Origin of the sequence: Pseudalkalibacillus sp. NRS-1564, assembly GCF_050467905.1 — a bacterium.
GTDB classification, from domain to species: domain Bacteria; phylum Bacillota; class Bacilli; order Bacillales; family Guptibacillaceae; genus Guptibacillus; species Guptibacillus hwajinpoensis_B.
The window spans coordinates 42,622-61,249 of the sequence record NZ_JBITPM010000044.1 but is presented as its reverse complement, the minus strand read 5'-3'; the positions used below and the strand labels follow the sequence as shown (position 1 = coordinate 61,249).

21 protein-coding genes and 2 pseudogenes are annotated in these 18,628 nt (G+C 39.2%); 17 read left to right on the top strand and 6 right to left on the bottom strand.

The genetic code is table 11. The annotated features are described in order from the left end of the window. Positions 1 to 25 precede the first annotated feature (25 nt). A complete protein-coding gene (locus ACIFPW_RS19840) occupies positions 26 to 757 on the bottom strand; it encodes a TraR/DksA C4-type zinc finger protein (protein ID WP_430246757.1) in 732 nt (243 codons plus the stop codon). Positions 758 to 907: 150 nt separating this feature from the next. On the opposite strand from ACIFPW_RS19840, the gene ACIFPW_RS19835 reads away from it, so the two are divergent. Beyond that, positions 908 to 1,384, top strand: coding sequence for a hypothetical protein (locus tag ACIFPW_RS19835; RefSeq protein WP_283152968.1), 477 nt, complete (start codon positions 908 to 910; stop codon positions 1,382 to 1,384). 537 nt (positions 1,385 to 1,921) lie between these two features. On the opposite strand, the gene ctaG is transcribed toward ACIFPW_RS19835, so the two are convergent. Continuing rightward, positions 1,922 to 2,827 (bottom strand): cytochrome c oxidase assembly factor CtaG, encoded by a 906-nt coding sequence (gene ctaG / locus ACIFPW_RS19830; RefSeq protein ID WP_430246754.1) that lies wholly within the window; start codon positions 2,825 to 2,827, stop codon positions 1,922 to 1,924. Positions 2,828 to 3,116: 289 nt separating this feature from the next. Here ctaG and ACIFPW_RS19825 point away from each other — a divergent pair, with 289 nt between their 5' ends. The 10 genes from ACIFPW_RS19825 to ACIFPW_RS19780 all read left to right on the top strand — a co-directional run bounded on the left by ACIFPW_RS19825 (position 3,117) and on the right by ACIFPW_RS19780 (position 11,144). After that, on the top strand, positions 3,117 to 3,443 hold the full coding sequence (locus ACIFPW_RS19825) for an ArsR/SmtB family transcription factor (protein ID WP_303532963.1): 327 nt from the start codon (positions 3,117 to 3,119) through the stop codon (positions 3,441 to 3,443). A gap of 114 nt (positions 3,444 to 3,557) precedes the next feature. Beyond that, the gene (locus tag ACIFPW_RS19820; protein WP_276511829.1) at positions 3,558 to 3,680 is read left to right on the top strand and encodes a hypothetical protein; all 123 of its coding nucleotides are present in this window, start codon (positions 3,558 to 3,560) and stop codon (positions 3,678 to 3,680) included. Between the two features lie 26 nt (positions 3,681 to 3,706). Beyond that, positions 3,707 to 3,847 (top strand): hypothetical protein, encoded by a 141-nt coding sequence (locus ACIFPW_RS19815; protein WP_430246751.1) that lies wholly within the window; start codon positions 3,707 to 3,709, stop codon positions 3,845 to 3,847. A 144-nt stretch (positions 3,848 to 3,991) separates the two neighbouring features. Further along, the gene (locus ACIFPW_RS19810; RefSeq protein ID WP_430246749.1) at positions 3,992 to 4,441 is read left to right on the top strand and encodes an NUDIX hydrolase; all 450 of its coding nucleotides are present in this window, start codon (positions 3,992 to 3,994) and stop codon (positions 4,439 to 4,441) included. A 92-nt stretch (positions 4,442 to 4,533) separates the two neighbouring features. Continuing rightward, on the top strand, positions 4,534 to 4,851 hold the full coding sequence (locus tag ACIFPW_RS19805) for an ArsR/SmtB family transcription factor (protein ID WP_194220176.1): 318 nt from the start codon (positions 4,534 to 4,536) through the stop codon (positions 4,849 to 4,851). A gap of 193 nt (positions 4,852 to 5,044) precedes the next feature. After that, positions 5,045 to 5,617 carry an SCO family protein gene (locus tag ACIFPW_RS19800; protein ID WP_430246747.1) on the top strand — a complete coding sequence of 191 codons (573 nt, stop codon included), beginning with the start codon at positions 5,045 to 5,047 and terminating at the stop codon, positions 5,615 to 5,617. A gap of 267 nt (positions 5,618 to 5,884) precedes the next feature. Continuing rightward, positions 5,885 to 7,327 carry an NADP-dependent isocitrate dehydrogenase gene (locus ACIFPW_RS19795; RefSeq protein ID WP_430246745.1) on the top strand — a complete coding sequence of 481 codons (1,443 nt, stop codon included), beginning with the start codon at positions 5,885 to 5,887 and terminating at the stop codon, positions 7,325 to 7,327. 168 nt (positions 7,328 to 7,495) lie between these two features. Continuing rightward, positions 7,496 to 8,947: a spore germination protein gene (locus ACIFPW_RS19790; protein ID WP_430246919.1), complete on the top strand. Its 1,452-nt coding sequence runs from the start codon at positions 7,496 to 7,498 to the stop codon at positions 8,945 to 8,947. A 23-nt stretch (positions 8,948 to 8,970) separates the two neighbouring features. After that, entirely contained in the window at positions 8,971 to 10,065 is a 1,095-nt protein-coding gene (locus ACIFPW_RS19785) for a GerAB/ArcD/ProY family transporter (RefSeq protein WP_430246743.1), read from the top strand. After that, entirely contained in the window at positions 10,062 to 11,144 is a 1,083-nt protein-coding gene (locus tag ACIFPW_RS19780) for a Ger(x)C family spore germination protein (protein WP_430246741.1), read from the top strand. The genes ACIFPW_RS19785 and ACIFPW_RS19780 overlap by 4 nt, the downstream gene beginning before the upstream one ends. Positions 11,145 to 11,184: 40 nt before the next feature. On the opposite strand, the gene ACIFPW_RS19775 is transcribed toward ACIFPW_RS19780, so the two are convergent. From ACIFPW_RS19775 to ACIFPW_RS19765, 3 genes and pseudogenes are all read right to left on the bottom strand, one after another. Next, positions 11,185 to 11,733 carry an NADPH-dependent FMN reductase gene (locus ACIFPW_RS19775; RefSeq protein WP_194220170.1) on the bottom strand — a complete coding sequence of 183 codons (549 nt, stop codon included), beginning with the start codon at positions 11,731 to 11,733 and terminating at the stop codon, positions 11,185 to 11,187. A gap of 135 nt (positions 11,734 to 11,868) precedes the next feature. After that, positions 11,869 to 12,515: pseudogene (locus tag ACIFPW_RS19770) on the bottom strand (response regulator). A 12-nt stretch (positions 12,516 to 12,527) separates the two neighbouring features. Continuing rightward, the gene (locus ACIFPW_RS19765; protein WP_430246739.1) at positions 12,528 to 14,120 is read right to left on the bottom strand and encodes a GAF domain-containing sensor histidine kinase; all 1,593 of its coding nucleotides are present in this window, start codon (positions 14,118 to 14,120) and stop codon (positions 12,528 to 12,530) included. Between the two features lie 138 nt (positions 14,121 to 14,258). On the opposite strand from ACIFPW_RS19765, the pseudogene ACIFPW_RS19760 reads away from it, so the two are divergent. From ACIFPW_RS19760 to ACIFPW_RS19745, 4 genes and pseudogenes are all read left to right on the top strand, one after another. Beyond that, positions 14,259 to 15,607 (top strand): annotated as a pseudogene (locus ACIFPW_RS19760) (TrkH family potassium uptake protein). Positions 15,608 to 15,718: 111 nt separating this feature from the next. Next, positions 15,719 to 16,210: a universal stress protein gene (locus ACIFPW_RS19755; RefSeq protein ID WP_430246737.1), complete on the top strand. Its 492-nt coding sequence runs from the start codon at positions 15,719 to 15,721 to the stop codon at positions 16,208 to 16,210. 126 nt (positions 16,211 to 16,336) lie between these two features. Further along, complete coding sequence (locus ACIFPW_RS19750) at positions 16,337 to 16,546, top strand: helix-turn-helix transcriptional regulator (RefSeq protein WP_430246735.1); 210 nt, start codon at positions 16,337 to 16,339, stop codon at positions 16,544 to 16,546. Then, a complete protein-coding gene (locus ACIFPW_RS19745; protein WP_430246733.1) occupies positions 16,543 to 16,968 on the top strand; it encodes a hypothetical protein in 426 nt (141 codons plus the stop codon). Before ACIFPW_RS19750 ends, ACIFPW_RS19745 begins: the two co-directional genes overlap by 4 nt. A 45-nt stretch (positions 16,969 to 17,013) precedes the next feature. On the opposite strand, the gene ACIFPW_RS19740 is transcribed toward ACIFPW_RS19745, so the two are convergent. Next, entirely contained in the window at positions 17,014 to 17,376 is a 363-nt protein-coding gene (locus ACIFPW_RS19740; protein ID WP_430246731.1) for a hypothetical protein, read from the bottom strand. Between the two features lie 136 nt (positions 17,377 to 17,512). Between ACIFPW_RS19740 and ACIFPW_RS19735 the strand changes: the two genes are divergently transcribed. Together ACIFPW_RS19735 and ACIFPW_RS19730 are read left to right on the top strand one after the other, a co-directional pair. After that, a complete protein-coding gene (locus tag ACIFPW_RS19735) occupies positions 17,513 to 17,752 on the top strand; it encodes a hypothetical protein (protein WP_194219929.1) in 240 nt (79 codons plus the stop codon). A gap of 126 nt (positions 17,753 to 17,878) precedes the next feature. Next, positions 17,879 to 18,325: a GNAT family N-acetyltransferase gene (locus tag ACIFPW_RS19730; RefSeq protein WP_430246729.1), complete on the top strand. Its 447-nt coding sequence runs from the start codon at positions 17,879 to 17,881 to the stop codon at positions 18,323 to 18,325. The last annotated feature ends 303 nt before the right edge of the window (positions 18,326 to 18,628 follow it).

Below are 18,628 nucleotides of genomic sequence, written 5' to 3'. Positions count from 1 at the left end.
CAGCCTGTTTTTAGGGCTGTCTTATTTAGATGAGGTCACTATCTTCGATTGTACCCTGACTTGCCTTATGGTCATGATCATCCAGTAAGTCTTCATAACGTTCATGACGTTGATTTGGAATCACTCCAGATGGTTTGCCATCTAGATCGGCTGATAAAAATGATTCGATTTCCTCGACATACCCGACAGGCTCATTGGAATCAATATACATTTTGTCATAGTTCATTTCCTGAGCGTTAAAGTCTGAAGGTGTTTCGGATGTTCCATACTTCGCAGCTCGTTGCCATGAATCTTCAGCGTCAAAAAAGGTAGCATCGTTAGAGTCGTTTACATGTTCCTCGAAGGAATTACCAAGTACACCTTCTTCTGCTGGTCTTCTGTCTGATGTTTTTTGTGATGGACTATGTTCTACACATGTTGAAGCTGTTGGAAGGGCAGCGAGTCTTTCTGTGGAAATATCATTTCCACAAACTTCACATATGCCATATTTTCCATTTCCAATTCGTTCAAGGGCCTTTGTCAGTTCTGCTAATTCTGTTTTTGCATGTTCATTTAGTGATAGATCTTTCTCGCGTTCATATAATTCTGTCGCCGTATCGCCAGGGTGATTATCGTAATTGGATAGTTCACCTGTAGAATGTTGAGCAAAAGATTGAGAAACACCAAATTCATCGTTTTCATCTAATTCATCACTAAGAGCCAGGATGCGTTCTTGAATCATTTTCTTATATGAACGAAGTTGGTTCGTTGTTAACATAGTCAATTCTCCTTTCTTTTTCTTATATCCGTAGTATGGATCAAAAAGAAGGGTGCTACTTCTGAAAATAATTCCATGAGAGTTGGATGAAATACCAGTAATATGGAAAAGGTAAAAGTGTAGCTGAGACAATAAGAAGCTGGTGATGGGATGAACAGAAAAGTAAATCCAATTGAAGTTCTCTTGTGGAGTATTGCCTTTCCCGGGTTTGGACAAATCATTAATAAGAATTACATAAGAGGTGCTTTTTTTATTGGGCTTGAGTTTTTGATCAATGTGAATGCAAATCTTAATATGAATATTCTCTATAGTTTTCAAGGTAAGTCCGTCCAGGCAATTTCAGTTACAAATTATGAATGGGCTATGTTTTATCCTTGTGTTTACATGTTTGCGATTTATGAAAGCTATCTAGGTGCTATTGAAAAAGCAGGGAAACTACCAGGTGATTACCTGTCTTTACCCTTTGTATGTGGAGCGTATTTTTCTACGGTGGCTGTGATTGTATCGAATTTAAGAACAGAGCCTTTTGTTATTCCACCGACCTTTGTTGCTATTATAGGTATTGTTATTGGGGTAGTAATTGGGGGCGGATTACGACAATTGTTAAGACGGAAGGGTATGCAATAACAAAAGCCATGAAGCAAAGTGCTTCATGGCTTTTTGAACGGGACGGTTTTGGTTTTCGGTGTCTAGCTACGACTCGCAGAAACTGCGATATTTCACTCTTTCACCAGAACACAAAGGGCGTGTTCTAGTTCAAGAGCTCCAATATCTCCGTTTCTAAACGCTCGTCTCCGCTTTTCATGTCTAGCTACGACTCGCAGAAACTGCGATATTTCACTCTTTCACCAGAACACAAAGGGTGTGTTCTAGTTCAAGAGCTCCAATATCTCCGTTTCTAAACGCTCGTCTCCGCTTTTCGGTGATCCAGCTGCAGTGGGCAGACACTCGGTCACTTCACCTTTTCATCCGAACACAAAGACCGTGTTCAAATGAAAAGGCTCCAGTGCCTGCCGTGTCTAACCGCCCACTTCCGCTTTTCGGTGTCTAGCTGCAGTGGGCAGGTTCTCGATCGCTTCAGCCCATAAAATGAACACAAAGACCGTGTTCTTTTTATGGGCCTCCAGCGCTTGTCGACCCTAACCGCCCACTTCCGCTTTTCGTTTAAATCTCACTGATTCGGAATTCTGGTGATTGTAGTTCTTCGGCGTCTTTTTCTCGTTCTCTTCTTGCCCATTGGAAGAAGATGTAGCCTAGTGCGGTGCCGTATGAGAGTTCTTGGATGATTTTCATGATGATGCCGCCTAGCTGTTGGTCTTCCATGATGCCTAGTGGCTTGAATTGGTCAAATAGTTCAGGTGAAACGGTCGTGCCGGTTGGTACGCAATATCCCATAGCATTTGCCCAAATCGTTGGATCTGTATATGTAGCGTATAATGGAGTAGTTGCGAAAATAATGAGAGCACATGCTGGTGTGAGTAGGACACCATCTGCGAAGATGTATCCAAGTTTTTTAACACCTGATAACGTATCGTATTCTGGTATTGGACAAACAAGTGGCCACCACATAGCAAAGGCAGTCAGGATAAGAGCGGCTTTATAGAAATTCTGAGCCGTATAGTGCACCATTAAGTAATCAAAGATTTCTGGGATATGATAGAAAGAAAATAACCCGTTAAATAAAAGCAGTGAAATAATAGGGAATGTGAAAAATTTAAAGATTTTGCGAATCACTTTGATATTTAGCAGTGGACGGAGCAACCATGCTGGGGTGCCTACTATCATGAGTGGTGGAGCGACTAAATAAACGAGCGCCATCTCAGTCATATGGATGCTGAGTAATAAATGCCCCATAAGTGATAGTGGACCGCCAAGTCCGAGATAAAATAAGAAAACCCCGATTAAGAAAAAGATCTTTTTGTAAAGGGGGATCGGTGCTGAGTCTTTAAAGCTATTTTTCCAAGGTCCTGTTAGAAGTAAGTAGAATCCAGCAATAACGATTGCTGCTACCATAATTCCAGGACTCCATAAAGCACTAAACGAAAATGTACTTGTTAATTGTTCCCACATTAGGAACACCTCCATCTATGATCATAATGCCTGACAGTAAATGTTGACCGTTTTCATCATACCATATCATCTTCTTGCATCCTATCTAACGATAAGAAAGCCTTTACTTTTTCTTCTTACTCTATTGTAAAAAGGATTTACCATTAACTCAAGGCGGGTTCTACATTTTGTGTGAAGGAATCGTGACAGGCTTCCCCATCTAAGTTGACAATAGTGAAAGGTCTTTCATACAATGGCAACAGAATGGTATATGAATATTTGTTCATGTAATGAGGGAGAGGGGATCGTTTTGGATAATCAAGGGCAAGATGTGGCAAAAGAACAATTAGATCTAGATGAAGAAACACTTTTTATTGTTTCGCAAACTTTTAAAGCTCTAGGAGATCCAACGAGGATTCGGATATTAAATTTATTGGCAGATCGGGAGTGTGCTGTAAGTGAAATAGCGGATGCCCTGCATCTTTCTCAATCGACTGTTTCTCATCAGCTTCGCTTTTTGAAGAACTTACGCTTAGTAAAGTTTAGAAGAGCCGGCACAAGTATTTTTTATTCTCCTGATGATCAGCATGTGATGGCACTGCTTCACCAGGCGATCCACCATGCCTGTCACGATTAATCGCTCTGTATGGTAGAATTGTACGGAAACGTTCAAGAAAAATGGACGGTAATGAAGTGAAGTTTCGTTATACTATTATTTGAGTGATTGATAAAGTGAAAGGAGAATGGCTTCTTGTTATCTAAAATTAAACAGCATAAAACAGAATCCGCTGTTATTTTCCTGGCCTTTGTTCTGCCTTTTATAACGATGATGGTCATTGGAGTATTATCCATCTATTTATCATACAGCGGGTAGTACGGAATTAGAAAGGTGGACAAAATATGGAAATAGGGTCGATTCTAGTTTATATGTCAACAGGGCTATTTTTTGTAGTATTTGGTTTATTTGGGTTTTTCTTGTATATGTTAAAGAGAAAAGAAAAAACGGTAGAACATGGGGAGATGGACAACCATGAGAAATAAAAATATTCGCCTTCTTATTATTTTATTAGTTCTTTGTGCTATCTGGGGTGTAGCCTTCTGGGTTTGGGCGTTTGCCACCGCATAAAAAGCCTTTTCGAGAGATCGAGAGGCTTTTTGTTTGATTTCAATTCTTTAGGAGGTACTATGGACTATATTCAACAAATAAGAGCGTTAGTTGGGAGTCGGCCATTAATTCTACCTGGTGTTGCGATTTTATTATTTGATCATACGAAGAGCAGGCTACTGTTACAGAAGAGAACAGATAATAAGCTATGGGGATTAACAGGTGGATTTATGGAGCCTGGAGAATCTTTTGAAGAGACGGCTGTACGTGAAACGTTTGAGGAAGTAGGAGTAGGTATTAAGGAGTTAACGTTTGTTTCTCTTTTCTCTGGTGAAGAGTTACATTACCGATATCCAAATGGAGATGAGGTTTATAGTGTTATTGCTGTTTATAAGGGACAATGTGAAAGCGAAGCCTTTAAACTAGATGGAAATGAAGTGTCAGAAGTGAAATATTTTCCACTAAACGAGTTACCTAAAGAAATGAACCCAAATCATCAGTTAGTCTTGAAAAAGTTAGGTTATTCATAACAGAAACCGTTTATTGACAGGATAGAAGGATTACTATATGCTGAAATCAGGTTATATGTTTAAACACTTAAACAAATAGGAGGCTTTCTGCTATGAATCAGAAAAATGACCATCAGGAAGCGATCCAACTTTTTCGCAAAAGCACACCAATCTTCCAGGCGCTTGGTGATCCCTATAGACAGGATATTATTATGCTACTTAGTGAACACGATCCATTAAGTGTGAATGAGATTACGGAGCGATCGACTTTATCACGTCCTGCTATTTCTCATCATCTGAAAATTTTGCGTGAAGTTGGGCTTGTTTCTGTTGAGCAGAAAGGCACAACGAGATTCTATTCTCTTCAATTAGAGGATGGTGTCACGACGTTAAAAATGCTGTTAGCAAAAGTAGAAGAGACCTGTTATTAGTCCTTCTACTCTTTTTAAATACTTATAGTTCTAAAGTTTAAACTTTTGAACATAAAAAGAGACTTTTTTTGATTGATACATTATTTTGTTCATGAAATTCTTAAAACCGATATTTACGTCGTATAGCATCTTTCCTTATTTTGAGATAAGGTAAAGAGAGCGCTTAATTTTATTTTTATTGGAGGTTACCCTAATGAAGAATCGACTGTTATTAGTAACAGTAATAACTCTTCTTGTCGTACTAGCTGCATGTGGAAAAGATGTTCCTGACGATCTCGATTGGGAAGTACAAGATTTTACATATACAGACCATACAAACAGTGAGTTTGGATTAAATGATTTAGAAGGAAAAGTGTGGATAGCTGATTTTATTTTTACAAATTGTGAGACGGTGTGTCCCCCAATGACAGCGAATATGTCACAGCTTCAGGATAAGCTAAGTGAAGCGGATGTAGATGTAGAACTCGTTTCATTTTCAGTAGATCCTGAACGGGATACTCCTGAACAGCTTGTGACATTCTCTGAAAAATTTGATGCTGATCTATCTAACTGGCACTTCTTGACTGGATACACGGAAGACGAAATAAAAGGTTTTGCGGAAAGTAGTTTTAAAACGGCTGTAGATGCTGACCCAAGTTCAGATCAATTCATTCATGGTACTAATTTCTACCTTGTGAATAAAAAAGGGATTGCCGTTAAGAAGTATTCTGGCTATTCTAACGTTCCATTTGAAGAGATCGTGGACGACGTCAAAGCGCTTCAATAATGATCAACCAGTCCTCTTCCTTTAGAGGCTGGTTTTTTTGAAGCGGCGATGACAGAAACTCTGTAAAATTGACAAAAAAGCACATGATTTCTATAATAACCTTGGAAAGCGATAACAAAATGTTGGTTTATTCCATGATTCAAGTCCAGAGTTGAACGATCTTGAGAAATGGATATTTCACTGTATCTGGAAGATCCGGTGTTCTCTAATTGAGCCTACCGGGTTTTTCAATGTGTATTGATAGACCAGAGAGAAGGAGAGAAGATCATGGCAGAAAAGCGCCCAATTACGGTAGCAACAGGAGACGGCATTGGTCCAGAAATTATGGAAGCAACCTTGCACATCTTAGAACAAGCTGGGGCTGAAATTGAGCCTGAATTTATTGACGTTGGAGAGAAAGTATACCTTTCTGGAAATTCAACGGGAATTCCTCAGGAAGCATGGGATTCGTTGCGTCGAACTAAAGTACTTCTCAAAGCACCTATTACAACACCACAGGGTGGAGGATACAAGAGCTTAAATGTAACCATTCGTACCGCTATGGGTCTATATGCAAACGTTCGCCCTTGCGTTTCTTATAACCCTGTTGTAGAAAATAAGCATCCTGACATGGATCTTGTCATTGTTCGAGAAAATGAAGAAGACCTCTATTCAGGAATTGAGCATCAGCAAACACCGGACGTTGTACAAAGCTTGAAGCTTATTTCACGACCGGGATCTGAGCGTATCATTCGTCATGCATTTGAATATGCTCGTAAAAACAATCGTAAGAAAGTAACATGCCTCGTGAAAGATAACATCATGAAATTAAGTGATGGTCTTTTCCATCAGGTTTTCAAAGAGATTGCGGCTGAATATCCTGAAATTGAATCTAATAGTTATATTGTTGACATTGGTATGGCGCGCTTAGCTGATTCGCCTGAAGAATTTGATGTGATCGTAACATTGAATTTATACGGTGATATCGCTTCTGATATTGCCGCTCAAATTGCTGGAAGTGTAGGTTTGGCGGGATCTGCCAATATCGGTGATCAAATTGCGATGTTTGAAGCTATTCACGGAAGCGCTCCTGATATTGCAGGTAAAGGTATTGCGAACCCATCAGGTCTTCTGCACGGTGCGATTATGATGCTTGTTCATATTGGTCAGCCTGAAGCTGCAGAGAAAATTCACAATGCATGGTTGAAAACAATTGAGGATGGCGTGCTAACAGGCGATATTGCAAAAGGAAAAAATGCTGTTGGAACGAAAGAATTCTCTCATGCAGTAGTTGAACGTCTTGGTCAATCTCCTTCAGTACTCGAACCGGTTGTATATCGTAAAGAAGTATTGGAAGAGAAAGAAGAAACGAATCGTCCCAATTATGTTCCTGAACGCGAGCTTGACGGAACAGATGTATTCTTATTTAACAACACCCTAACAATTGATGAAATTGCAGAGAAGCTAACGCGTGCAGCGGCAGAAAGCAATCATGAATTTGTGATGATGACAAATCGTGGTGTGAAAGTATATCCCAATGGATTCTCTGAAACCTTCTTATCTGATCATTGGCGCTGCAGATTCCAGCCAGTTGAAGGTAAAAAAGAAACTCAGGGAGCTATCCGTGATCTACTAACAAAAATTGAATCCGAAGAGTTAGATTGGATTAAGATCGAGAACTTATATCGTTTTGACGGTAAGATTGCATACTCACTAGCACAAGGACAATAAAGGGAAAAGCGTGTCGTAATGACACGCTTTTTTATTTGGTTTGATTTCATTGATGAAGCCTGGAGGTGGATAAATTGATGTGACTTGTAGAAACTACAAGGAGAACATGAGAATGTGTGGTGACTGAAAGTGCTTCGATGGTTTAAAAAAAGTCGATCTCCCGATAAGGTGAAAAACTTGCCTGAGCTAATTAAAAGCTTAAAAGACTCCGATGATTTTTTGCATTTTGAAAATAAGCAGGATAACAGCTCTTTCTTCTTATATTATTTTAAAACGCTTATTCATGAGAATGAATTCAACGACCACATTTTACCCTATCTCGTGAGAGAACCATTGAAGTCACTTGATGAGGTGAAGAAAAGGGTGCCCGTGCCAGGCGTCATCATTTCAGAAGACCTTAAGGTGATTTGTGAAAAAGTGATGATGGGTTTTATTATCATTCGCTTGAGTGAGTCTGCAACGAAATGTGCCATGATACCTTGCCAGGTCAAAAAAGCCCGAGCGATCACACAACCTGAAGTCGAGTTTACAGTTGTCGGCTCAAAGGAAGCATTTGTAGAAGCGCTAGATACCAATATCCATTTAATCCGAAAAAGATTACCTGTGCATGAATTAAAAGCATATGAGTTAACGATCGGTAAGCTGACAAAAACGAAAGTAGTTATTCTCTACCTGGAGGGAATCGCGAACGAAGAAAATGTAAACACTGTTAAACAGCGTCTTAAAGACCTTAAAGTAGATCAGGTTGTCGATAGTTCAGTTCTTATGCAACTGATCTCCGATAATAGAAATTCTCCTTTTCCGCAACTGATTGATACCGAAAGACCTGACCGGGCAACATCTGTGTTATGCGAAGGGAAAGTAGTGATTCTTTCAGATGGATCACCTCAGGCTTTGATTGGGCCAACGACGCTTGTCGAATTCTTTTCAGCATTTGAAGACTATTTTGTGAATTGGATCGTCGCCTCAAGTGCTCGCTTGATCCGTATTTTTGCGATTTTATTTTCAATACTTGTGACACCCGTTTATGTAGCAACATTAACCTATCATTATGAACTGATACCGAAAGATCTACTCGGCACCCTCGTTAGCTCCAGGCAACGTATACCGCTACCTCCCATTCTTGAAGCCATATTTTTGGAGTTAGCCATTGAGTTGCTAAGAGAAGCTGGAGCACGATTGCCGACAAAAGTCGGTCAAACGATCGGTATCGTAGGCGGTATCGTTATTGGAACTGCTTCGGTTGAGGCAGGGTTAACAAGCAACGTCCTATTAATCATTGTGGCACTTTCTGCTCTTGCCTCTTTTACAACTCCTGTCTATCGAATGAGCAATACCATTCGCTTAACGAGGTTTCCTTTCCTGTTTTTTGCTCATCTGTGGGGCCTTCTTGGTGTAACGATCTGCTTTAGCTTTTTAATAGCCCACCTTCTTAAATTAAAATCGTTAGGTAGACCATTCCTAGAGCCAATCTACCCATTACGTGTTCAGGATTTAAAGGATGCTCTTATTAGGCTTCCGTTGAAGTTTCAAAATAAGCGACCTATTCAATTACAAACAGAGGATACAGTACGTTTTAATCCAGTAACGAAGAAAGAGAAAAATGATTTCCATGAGTAAACGTAGAAAGGAGATGCTTTTATATGGCTGGACCAGAAGTGAAAGATGAGTATAAAGTATCTCCATTTCTAGTGTTTTACCTTGTTCATTCCGTTCAAGTTGGGGTAGGAGTTATGGGGTTTCAAAGAATCAGCGCAAAGTATGCAGGAAATGATGCTTGGATTTCGGTACTAGTTGCTGGCCTTAGTCTAAATGTGATTATTTTTTTGATATATAAAATCATGCTAAAGGAAAAAGGGGATCTCATTTCGTTACATCAAAATCTTTTTGGGAAATGGTTAGGAGGATTATTAAGCTGGATTGCTATTGTTTATTTCATTGCGATGAGTGTGACTATTCTACGTACATATATCGAAGTAGTTCAAGTATGGATGTTTCCAGACTTAAATAAATGGATCTTCGGTTCTGTGTTTCTACTTTTAGTCTATTACTGTTTATCTGGCGGGTTTAGGGTAGTTGCCGGTATAGCTTTCTTTGGTGTCGTATTGCCATTTTATCTTATTTTAACGATGATCTTTCCGATGTTTTATGGACATTTCCGAGACCTTCTGCCGATATTCAACCACTCTATAATTGAAATGTATGAGGGAGTTAAGGGGGCTTCCTTATCTTATTTAGGTTTTACAACGCTTTTTATGTACCTCCCATTTGTGAAAGACCCCGAAAAATCTCATCGATGGGCGCAGGCAGGGAACTTATTTACGGTTTTTATTTATACAACAGTCATGATCACAACGATCGCCTTCTTTAGTACCGAACAGTTACAAAAGACCATTTGGGCGACGCTAACAACATGGAAAATTGCAGAAATGCCTTTTGTTCAGCGTTTTGAGTACATTGGTATTACCTCGTGGGCACTTGTGATTCTTCCAAATCTCTGCATTACGATATGGGCTGGAGGTAGAGCAATTAGGAGGTTATCAAATATCAGTCAACGAAATGTGACGATCCCTCTTCTTTTTGTCATTTTATTGGCTAGCAGTGCCTTTGCTAGGAGAGAGAGCATTGATTTACTAAATCAGTATACGAGTCAAATGGGGTTCTACTTTGTTTATCTCTATGTACCATTCTTATTTGTAGTTCAGTATATCAAAAGTAAGGTGGGGAGGTCAGAATGAGACTGATCCTGGTATTCGTAATATGTAGTGTCCTACTTACAGGGTGTGTGGAAAGCAGTATTCTAGATGATATTCAAATGGTGACGATTATCGGTTATGATCTCCCTGAAGATGACAATGAAGAAAGTTTTATTAAAGGAATTGCAGTAGCTCCCCAATACCAAGCTAATGGTAGGGTTGATAATAGCATCTTTATTCAAACAGCTGAACTTAGTAAAGAAATTCGCAGTCAATATAATTCCGAGTCATCAAAATCATTTGTAAGTGGAAAACTGGAGGTTGCTCTCTTTAGCAGGGAAATGGCAGAATCAGAAGGTATTATTGAATTGGTTGATACGCTCCAAAGAGATCCGTCAATTGGTTCAAGAGTGTTCTTGGGCATTTCTAACAGTGACATGGAAACATTATTAAGTACCAATTATGGGAACGTGGATACTGGTACATTTATCCATGATACTTTAAGTCATAATACTAAGCACGGCATGCTGCCACAAACGAGTTTGCATAACTTTCTGTACCATTACTACTCAGAAGGAAATGATCCGATCCTTCCGTTGGTTGAACAAGATGGAGATAAGGTGAAGATTATTGGGCTTGCATTATTCAATGGAGATAAAATGGTTACTACCATTGACTCACAAAGTTTGTTTACATTCAAAATTCTGTATGAGAAATTTTCTAGTAACGATTCATTTACTGTGAAACTGAATGATGAAGAGCATGCTGCTATTTATAATATTGCTTCTAAAAGAAACCTTAACTTAAAAAAGGTTAGAAGCAATAAGGTTCAAGCTCATGGTGAGGTTTTAGGAGTAATCAAGGAGTACTCAGGAAAGCAGCTAACCCCTCAGAAGCTTAAAGAAATTGAGAAAACGATGGAGAAGGAAATTGAGAACAGAGGAAATGAGATGATTCAAGAATTCCAACGGCTAAAGATCGATCCTCTTGGACTTGGGAATGCGACTCGTAGTGTGACTCGAGGTGATTTCAGTCACGAGGATTGGATGGACCGTTATCCTGATATGGATATCGAATTTCATATGGATGTGAAAGTAACAGAGTCGGGAGTCATAGAATAGGCGAAAAGAGCCCGATAGAGAAACGCTATCGGGCTCTTTCTTACTGTACTTCTATTTTATTTTCTATCGTTTGGGATAGGGAAACTAGTTCATCTATAACGATTGTCAGACGTTCTTTCGCTTTTGTTTCCACCATGTAACCTTTCTCATCAAAGCATGTAGGATCTGCGCAGAATTGATCAGGGAGGACGAGAGCATATAACCCTCTCATAACTGTTCTCATATTGTTCAATGCGTTAATACCGCCTTTTCCACCACCGCCAACAGAAGCAAGAACAGTTGGCTTATGTTTGAAATGAGAACCACCTAAAAAATCGAGTGCGTTTTTTAAAGCTCCGCTCATGCCATTGTGGTATTCAGGAGAGCAAATAACAAATGCATCAGCTTTTGTTGCATGGTTTATGAGGCGCTGCACCTCTGGATGATCAAGATCTTCTTTTCTTCCTTTAAATAAAGGGAGGTCATGGAATCCTGCGTCGAATGTGAGCACTTCAATTCCCTTTTCATCTAATTGATCGGTAACTGTATTTGTTAAATTCCTCGTCATAGATTTGTCTCTTGGACTACCGTTCATCACCATTACTTTCATAGGAAAGCTCCTTTCTCATACCTCTATATTCTTTTATTACCTCAAATGTGAGTATTTCAATCTAAGTGTATTTTAAATTCTTGTATCGGGCATCGGAGGGAAGAAGGAATTCAGTCTCAGCCTTTAGTTGTAGATTTAATTTTCAAACCAGTTCTGCTTTGTCGCGAAGAGAGCAGCCTGTGTCCGATCGTGGAAATTTAATTTGGAAAGAATACTACTTACATGAGTTTTTACTGTTTTTTCAGTAATATATAAAGCGGCAGCAACCTCTTTGTTGCTCTTCCCAAGAGTGATTTCTCTTAATACCTCTTTCTCCCTTGGTGTAAGGTTTGTGATTCTGCGTTCATCATCGACTTGATCTTTCTTAGTCATATGAGACATCAGCTGATTTGTAGCGAGTGGATGAAGGTGGCGTTTACCGCTAAATGCTGCGCGTATTGTATAAACTAACTCATCAGGGTCAATGTCTTTTAATTGATACCCTTCAGCACCAGCGCTAATGGCTGGAAGAACATGATCCTGATCTGAAAAACTTGTTAAGATAATAATTTTGATGTGTGGTGCGTTTTTTTCAACTGTTTAGTTGCTTCAATTCCATCCATTTCGGGCATAACTAGATCCATTAAAATAACGTCAGGACTAAGCTCATAAGCAAGCTTCACGGCTTCAACTCCATTTACTGCTTCCCCAATAATGTCAATATCCTCCTGTGTTTGTAAGAATAAGCGAAGTCCTTTTCGGACCATAAGATGGTCATCAGCAAGAAGTAATTTAATTTTCATCATATCCTCCTCTCATATCGGCAGTATAACTTGTACTGTTGTTCCAAAGTTTCTTGTACTTGTGATGGATAAATGGCCACCTAGTATGGCCGCACGTTCCTTCATTCCTCTAAGACCAAGGGTGCAATCCCCAACAGTCGTTTGATCAAAGCCAACACCGTGATCCACAATTGTTAAGCTAGCATCGGTTTCAGAAAATGCCAGCTGAAGTGATACTTCATTTACAGCAGCATGCTTATGTATATTGTTGAGCGCTTCTTGACCAATCCGGAAGAGCGCCTCTTCTATTGGTCTAGGGAGGAGTTTAAGACCTGAAACGTCACAAAAGGCTTGAAGACCTAGTCCTAGTGCATAATTTTTAAGGGACGTCATCACGCCGGCTTCAATTCCCACAGGTCGAAGCTGCCAGATTAATGTTTTCATTTCTTGCATTGCTTTCTGAGATAGCTGTTGAATATCGACTAATGCCTCATTAAGAACTAGAGGATTGTCTTGGATACTCTGTGCACCACGTGCTGTCATTGATAATGAGAACAGTTTTTGGCTAACGGAATCATGCAAGTCTCTTGCAAGTCTGTTTCGTTCTTCAGAGAGGATGAGCTCCTGTCTCTTTTCATTTACCCGTGATTGCTCAATCGCAAGAGCCGTGTGATCAGCAACAGCTTGTAAAATTTCTTCATCTATTTTTGAGAGCCTTACATCGTTGTGACTAAGAGCAAATAGAATACCTATTTGATCATTTCGAATCGTAACCGCTCGGGCATGAATTTCAGTGATTTCCGCATCAATTGGAAGATGAAACGTGTGAGGTGTAACTGGAATTTCTTTATCCACTGCTTCTATAAGTTCTTTTAGTGTATCATCAGAATAAGGCATGTTCAGTACGTTTAATTTGTTTTGATCGTACAAAGAGTGGAGAAGATGCTGGTGACCGCTATTATGAAAATAACCGACGATAGGCCAGTTAAAAGATTGAGCGGTTTGCCGTACAATCCCGTTAATGATCTCCTCAGTATGTTCGCACTTCCATAATTCTCTTGTAAGTGATTCAAGTTTCGAATAGTTTTCTGCACGTTTTTGCTCATCCTGATATAATCGTACTCGTTTAATAGCTGTTCCAATTTGAAAAGCAACCGATTCAAGTAGAGTAAGTTCTTCCTCAGAAAACTTTTCTTTACCAGGTGAACCAACATTTAAAATACCAAATGATTCCCCGGCGGCTGTTAATGGAACGGTCGCATGATGAGTCAACCCTTCTGTGTCACCGGTTTTGTGATGAATGGCATCTTCAATTCGTTTGCATTCAATGATGTTAACTGCTTCGGTCAGTCGTCCATCCCAAAATTTATTTAAGCACCAGCAAGTTCCTTTACACATTGGTTCCTTTCTTCTTAATGCAAGAGCTTCAGGAAGTCTTGCATCGGCTGTACAAGTAAACTGCTTCTTATAGTTTGATAAGAAAATCCATCCTGTTTTCAGCCCGGTGACGTTCAAAAGCTCTTCAAGAACAGATTGAAGCATTGTTTTCAGGTCGGTTGAACGATTTAATGTTTCGGCAATGGTTTTCATGGTGAGTAATTCACGCTCGTATCGTTGATCATCCACAGTAGTTCCCCCAATATTTAAACAATTGACATTTTTTATTATACTATTAACAGGGTTATTATCTAAACAGTGAGATTTACAAGAACACGATGTCAGAAATAATCCAGTCATAGATCAGAAAGGCTGAGGAGGAATAAGATGAAAATCAAAGAAAAAGCAACAGAACTTTCTTCCGTCCAGCTGATTGTTCTTTTCTATTTTGCGGCTGTAGCATTATCGACGGTTCTCTTAAGTCTTCCGGTTGCCCACCAAGCTAGTGTTGAATGGAGCTTTATAGATGCTTTATTTACAGCTGTAAGTGCAATTAGTGTTACAGGATTAACAGTCGTTTCTACTGCTGATACGTTTAGTACAACCGGAACATACATCCTTGCTTTCGTACTTCAATTCGGTGGAATTGGGATTATGACCCTTGGAACTTTTGTTTGGTTGTTAATGGGGAAGAAAATCGGGATGAAAGAACGTCAGCTTATTAGTACAGATCAAAATCGTGGTACGTTACTGGTCTTGTAAGTCTAATGAGACAAATCCTCGGGCTTATTCTCTTATTTGAAGCGATAGGGACAATTATTCTTGGGATCTATTTGTTAAAGTATTATGATGCGTGGCAAGATGCTTTTTTGCAAGGTTTTTTTGCGTCAGTAAGTGCTACAACAAATGCAGGATTTGATATTACTGGGAGCTCACTTATCCCATATGCAAATGATTATTTTGTGCAATCCATTAACATGATTCTGCTTATATTAGGTGCAATAGGGTTCCCTGTTCTTATCGAACTGAAAGAATACTTATTCCAAAAGAAAGAAACGGTAGCGTACCGCTTTACGTTGTTTACAAAGGTTACGACGGTTACTTTCTTTGCTCTAATCTTAATCGGTACCGCCCTTATCTGGATTTTAGAAGCAGGAAATTTCTTGGCTGATAAGTCATGGGATCAATCGCTATTCTATTCATTGTTTCAATCTGTTACAACGAGAAATGGTGGTCTCGCAACTATGGACGTGAGTGAATTCACTCTGTCTACGCAGTTAGTGTTAAGTTTACTTATGTTTATTGGCGCATCTCCAAGCAGTGTTGGCGGAGGGATTCGAACGACTACTTTTGCTGTTGCTGTATTAACAGTCGTTCACTTCGCAAGAGGTCGAAAAAGTGTCAAAGTTTTTGGGAGAGAGCTTTTACATGATGATATTATCAAATCGTTCATCGTCATTTTTACAGCGACTGGTCTTTGTGGTTTGGCAGTCGTTATTCTTTCAGCAACAGAACCATTCTCATTAACTGCCATTGTATTTGAAGTGACCTCAGCCTTTGGTACAACGGGTTTATCCCTTGGCATCACTCCTGAACTAAGTACTGCGGGTAAATGGGTTATTATCTTTCTCATGTTTGTTGGAAGAATTGGGATTATATCGTTTCTTCTGATGATGCGAGGAAACGCTCCTCTCGAACGTTACCATTACCCAAAAGAACCTATTATTACCGGATAATGAGGCTAGTGTAACAAATATATCTATATGAATACGTTTTCAATAATGGCGTTATTTTCCTCTCAGTAGGGGTATATCCATACTACTTCAAATACTGAGGAGGAAGGTATCATGTATTCGAAAATTGTAGTAGCTTATGATCGTTCTGAGGATAGTGAAAAAGCGCTCCACCAGGCAGTTAAATTAGCAGAACTAAGCAAAGCTTCTATTCATTTAGTGCATGTTGCGAAAGAATCACATAAACTTTCAGCTCAACCAGCGACGAGAATTCCTTATGGCACTGGAAGTATCGGTAATGAAGGACATGCTGGTGTCCCCACACCGATTCCTGAAGAGCAAAGTGGCGTAACGGTCGAACGAAGTGATGGAGAAGCAATGCTTCGAGAAGTGAAAGAAACGCTGCATCATATGGGTGTGAATGTTCATTCTGATGTAAGAAGTGGCGATCCGGCGAAAGAAATCGTGGATCTAGCCGTTATGACAGAAGCAGATTTAATCGTTATCGGGAGTCGAGGGTTGAGTGGGATTAAAAAATGGATGCTTGGAAGCGTAAGTGAGAAGGTTGCTCAACAATCGCCATGTCCTGTCCTAATTGTAAAATAGAAAGCCTGGGAAACCAGGCTTTTTTCTTTGGTCAAAAAGTTAATTATTATTAACTTTAAGTTAGGTTTACTTAACATTTTGTTTGGTGTAGAATACATATAAAGGAAATGTGAGAGAGGGGTTCAGGTGACATTACAAAATCGAATTAGAGAACTAAGAGCTCGTTTTCAGTTAACGCAGCAGCAGCTTGCTTCAAAAGTAGGGGTAACGAGACAAACGATCGCAGCTGTGGAAAAGGGTGAGTATGTTCCGTCATTATTACTAGCTATGAATATTTGTAGAGAATTTGACATGTCGGTGGAGGAAGTATTTCAACTACAGGGGGAATCGGAGTGAAATTATCTTTCGTTTATTTAATGAACTTGGTTATACTTGGTCTGTTTGGTTGGGCAATGGTTACTTATTTCGATGCAGCTTCGCAATTTCAAACTATAATAAGTGGAGACGGAAGTGAAGTTACGATTAACCTACTCCCTATTCTTATGACTATTTTGATTACGGGTATTATTGGCTTTATATTCACTCGTAGTAAGAGAAGAAAGAATAAGGGTTGGAAAGAAGCGCTTTTGCTTCCTTCCGAACTGTGTGAAGATGATGAACGGGAAAAAGCTTTAACCGCCCATGCGTGTCGCAATGCTTATATTGCGATGATGTTTGTCACGCCTTTTTTAATTGCTGCAATGACTTTTCAACCGTTTATATCTCATTATTTCTCAGCCTATCCGATTCTAATATTGCTACTACTGCCGTTCGTTTAGGTTAGTGTTTTTTATTTTTCTCTTCGAAGGAAGTTAAAGTAACGGTTACCAGCAGAGCTTTAGCGTTAATTCACTGCAATTATCTTGATTTCCTGCTGTGAGATCTACGCGAATGGCGTCTGGCGTATAAGCTATGTGAAAGGGAGAAGTCACGCCAGCACGTTGAATCAGCATATGAACATGGGAATGATCATTTTTCTGAGCGGCGTCTTTTAATTCATGAGCAAATTGAGCGTCGTTTTCCACTTTATTAAGCAGCTTCTCTCCATCTGTCATTAGCTTCGAACACGTCTCGGCTGATTTTTGGAAACGAGTCACTTCAATTGGAGGGAAAGGGCGATAATAAGAGGGATAACAAGGTGAATACGGATTAGGCCATTCGTTGTATCTGTAATGTTTAAATGACATCATAGGCCTCCTGAATATGTGATGCTATTACCCTATGGTTTTATAAAAAAAGGGGTGCATCTTTCTTTAATTTGTGAAATTTGATTACAACAGGTTACAATAATTCAGAAGACGTTTGGAGAAGGAGCATGGTGTTTTGAAGAAATACGTTATTTTTACGATCAGTCTTATTAGTTTCTATTTCATTTTGAATTTAATCATTGGTTCGATTGTTAATGCTATATTTCAACCAGATTGGTTGATGGCCTGGGCTAAGGGGCAACAGGTGACAGGCACCGTTACGTTTGGCCTTCTATATAATCCTATTGATCTTATAAGTTTGATTTTGTCGCTAGTGATCAGTGTTATCATTACATCTAAAGTCAAACCTTCTTAAATCGTGCCGAGGCACGATTTTTTATTTTTATGGTGTTTGAAGGCATTGTTCATAAAAGAATAGAATGATTAACTTGTGAAAAAGAACAAAGGTAGGATGAAAATGACTGAGTAAGGAGGTTTTTTGATGAAGATAATGCAAATAAAAAAGGGTTTTCCTTATGATCTTCTACTTAATGCTGATCCATCTCTCGATCATATTGAACGTTATTTAAAAGTTGGGAGCTGTTATGTTGCGGTTGAAGAGCAAGAAGTGATGGGAGTCTATGTTCTAGTAAAAAAAGAAAAGGAAATAATGGAGATCATGAATATAGCAGTAAGGGAGGATAGAAGGGGAAAGGGAATAGGAAAAAAGCTTATTAACGATGCTATCCAAAGATCAGAGGCGCTTGGAGCGACTACGATAGAGATTGGCACGGGTAATTCAAGTCTGGATCAATTAGCTCTCTATCAAAAATGTCACTTTCGAATAACAGATGTTATTGAAGGTTTTTTTGATAGCTATCCTGAAACGATTATAGAAAACGGTGTTCCTTGTCGGGATATGATTCGGTTAAGCTATAGCAAAATATAAATTGACTTTTCCATTGTCTAATCGAAGTAAATGGAGTTTTCTGTAAGTTTTCTCGTCACTTAAATAGAAGAATGACTTTAAATCAATGGGCAGATGTTTGTTCCGGAGGAGTTGAGATAACAAGTGATTATAGCGAACAACTAGAAAGGCTATCAGAAGCAAAAAACAAAAATATCTTAAAACACTGTCTCACAAGGGTAGTCTCTTTTACTGAGGTAAAGCAAAGGTTTATTTACAAGAAGATAACTAGTTTTTTGCGACAAGGCAAAAGGAATTACAGGTCAGGCAGTGGTCATTGATGGA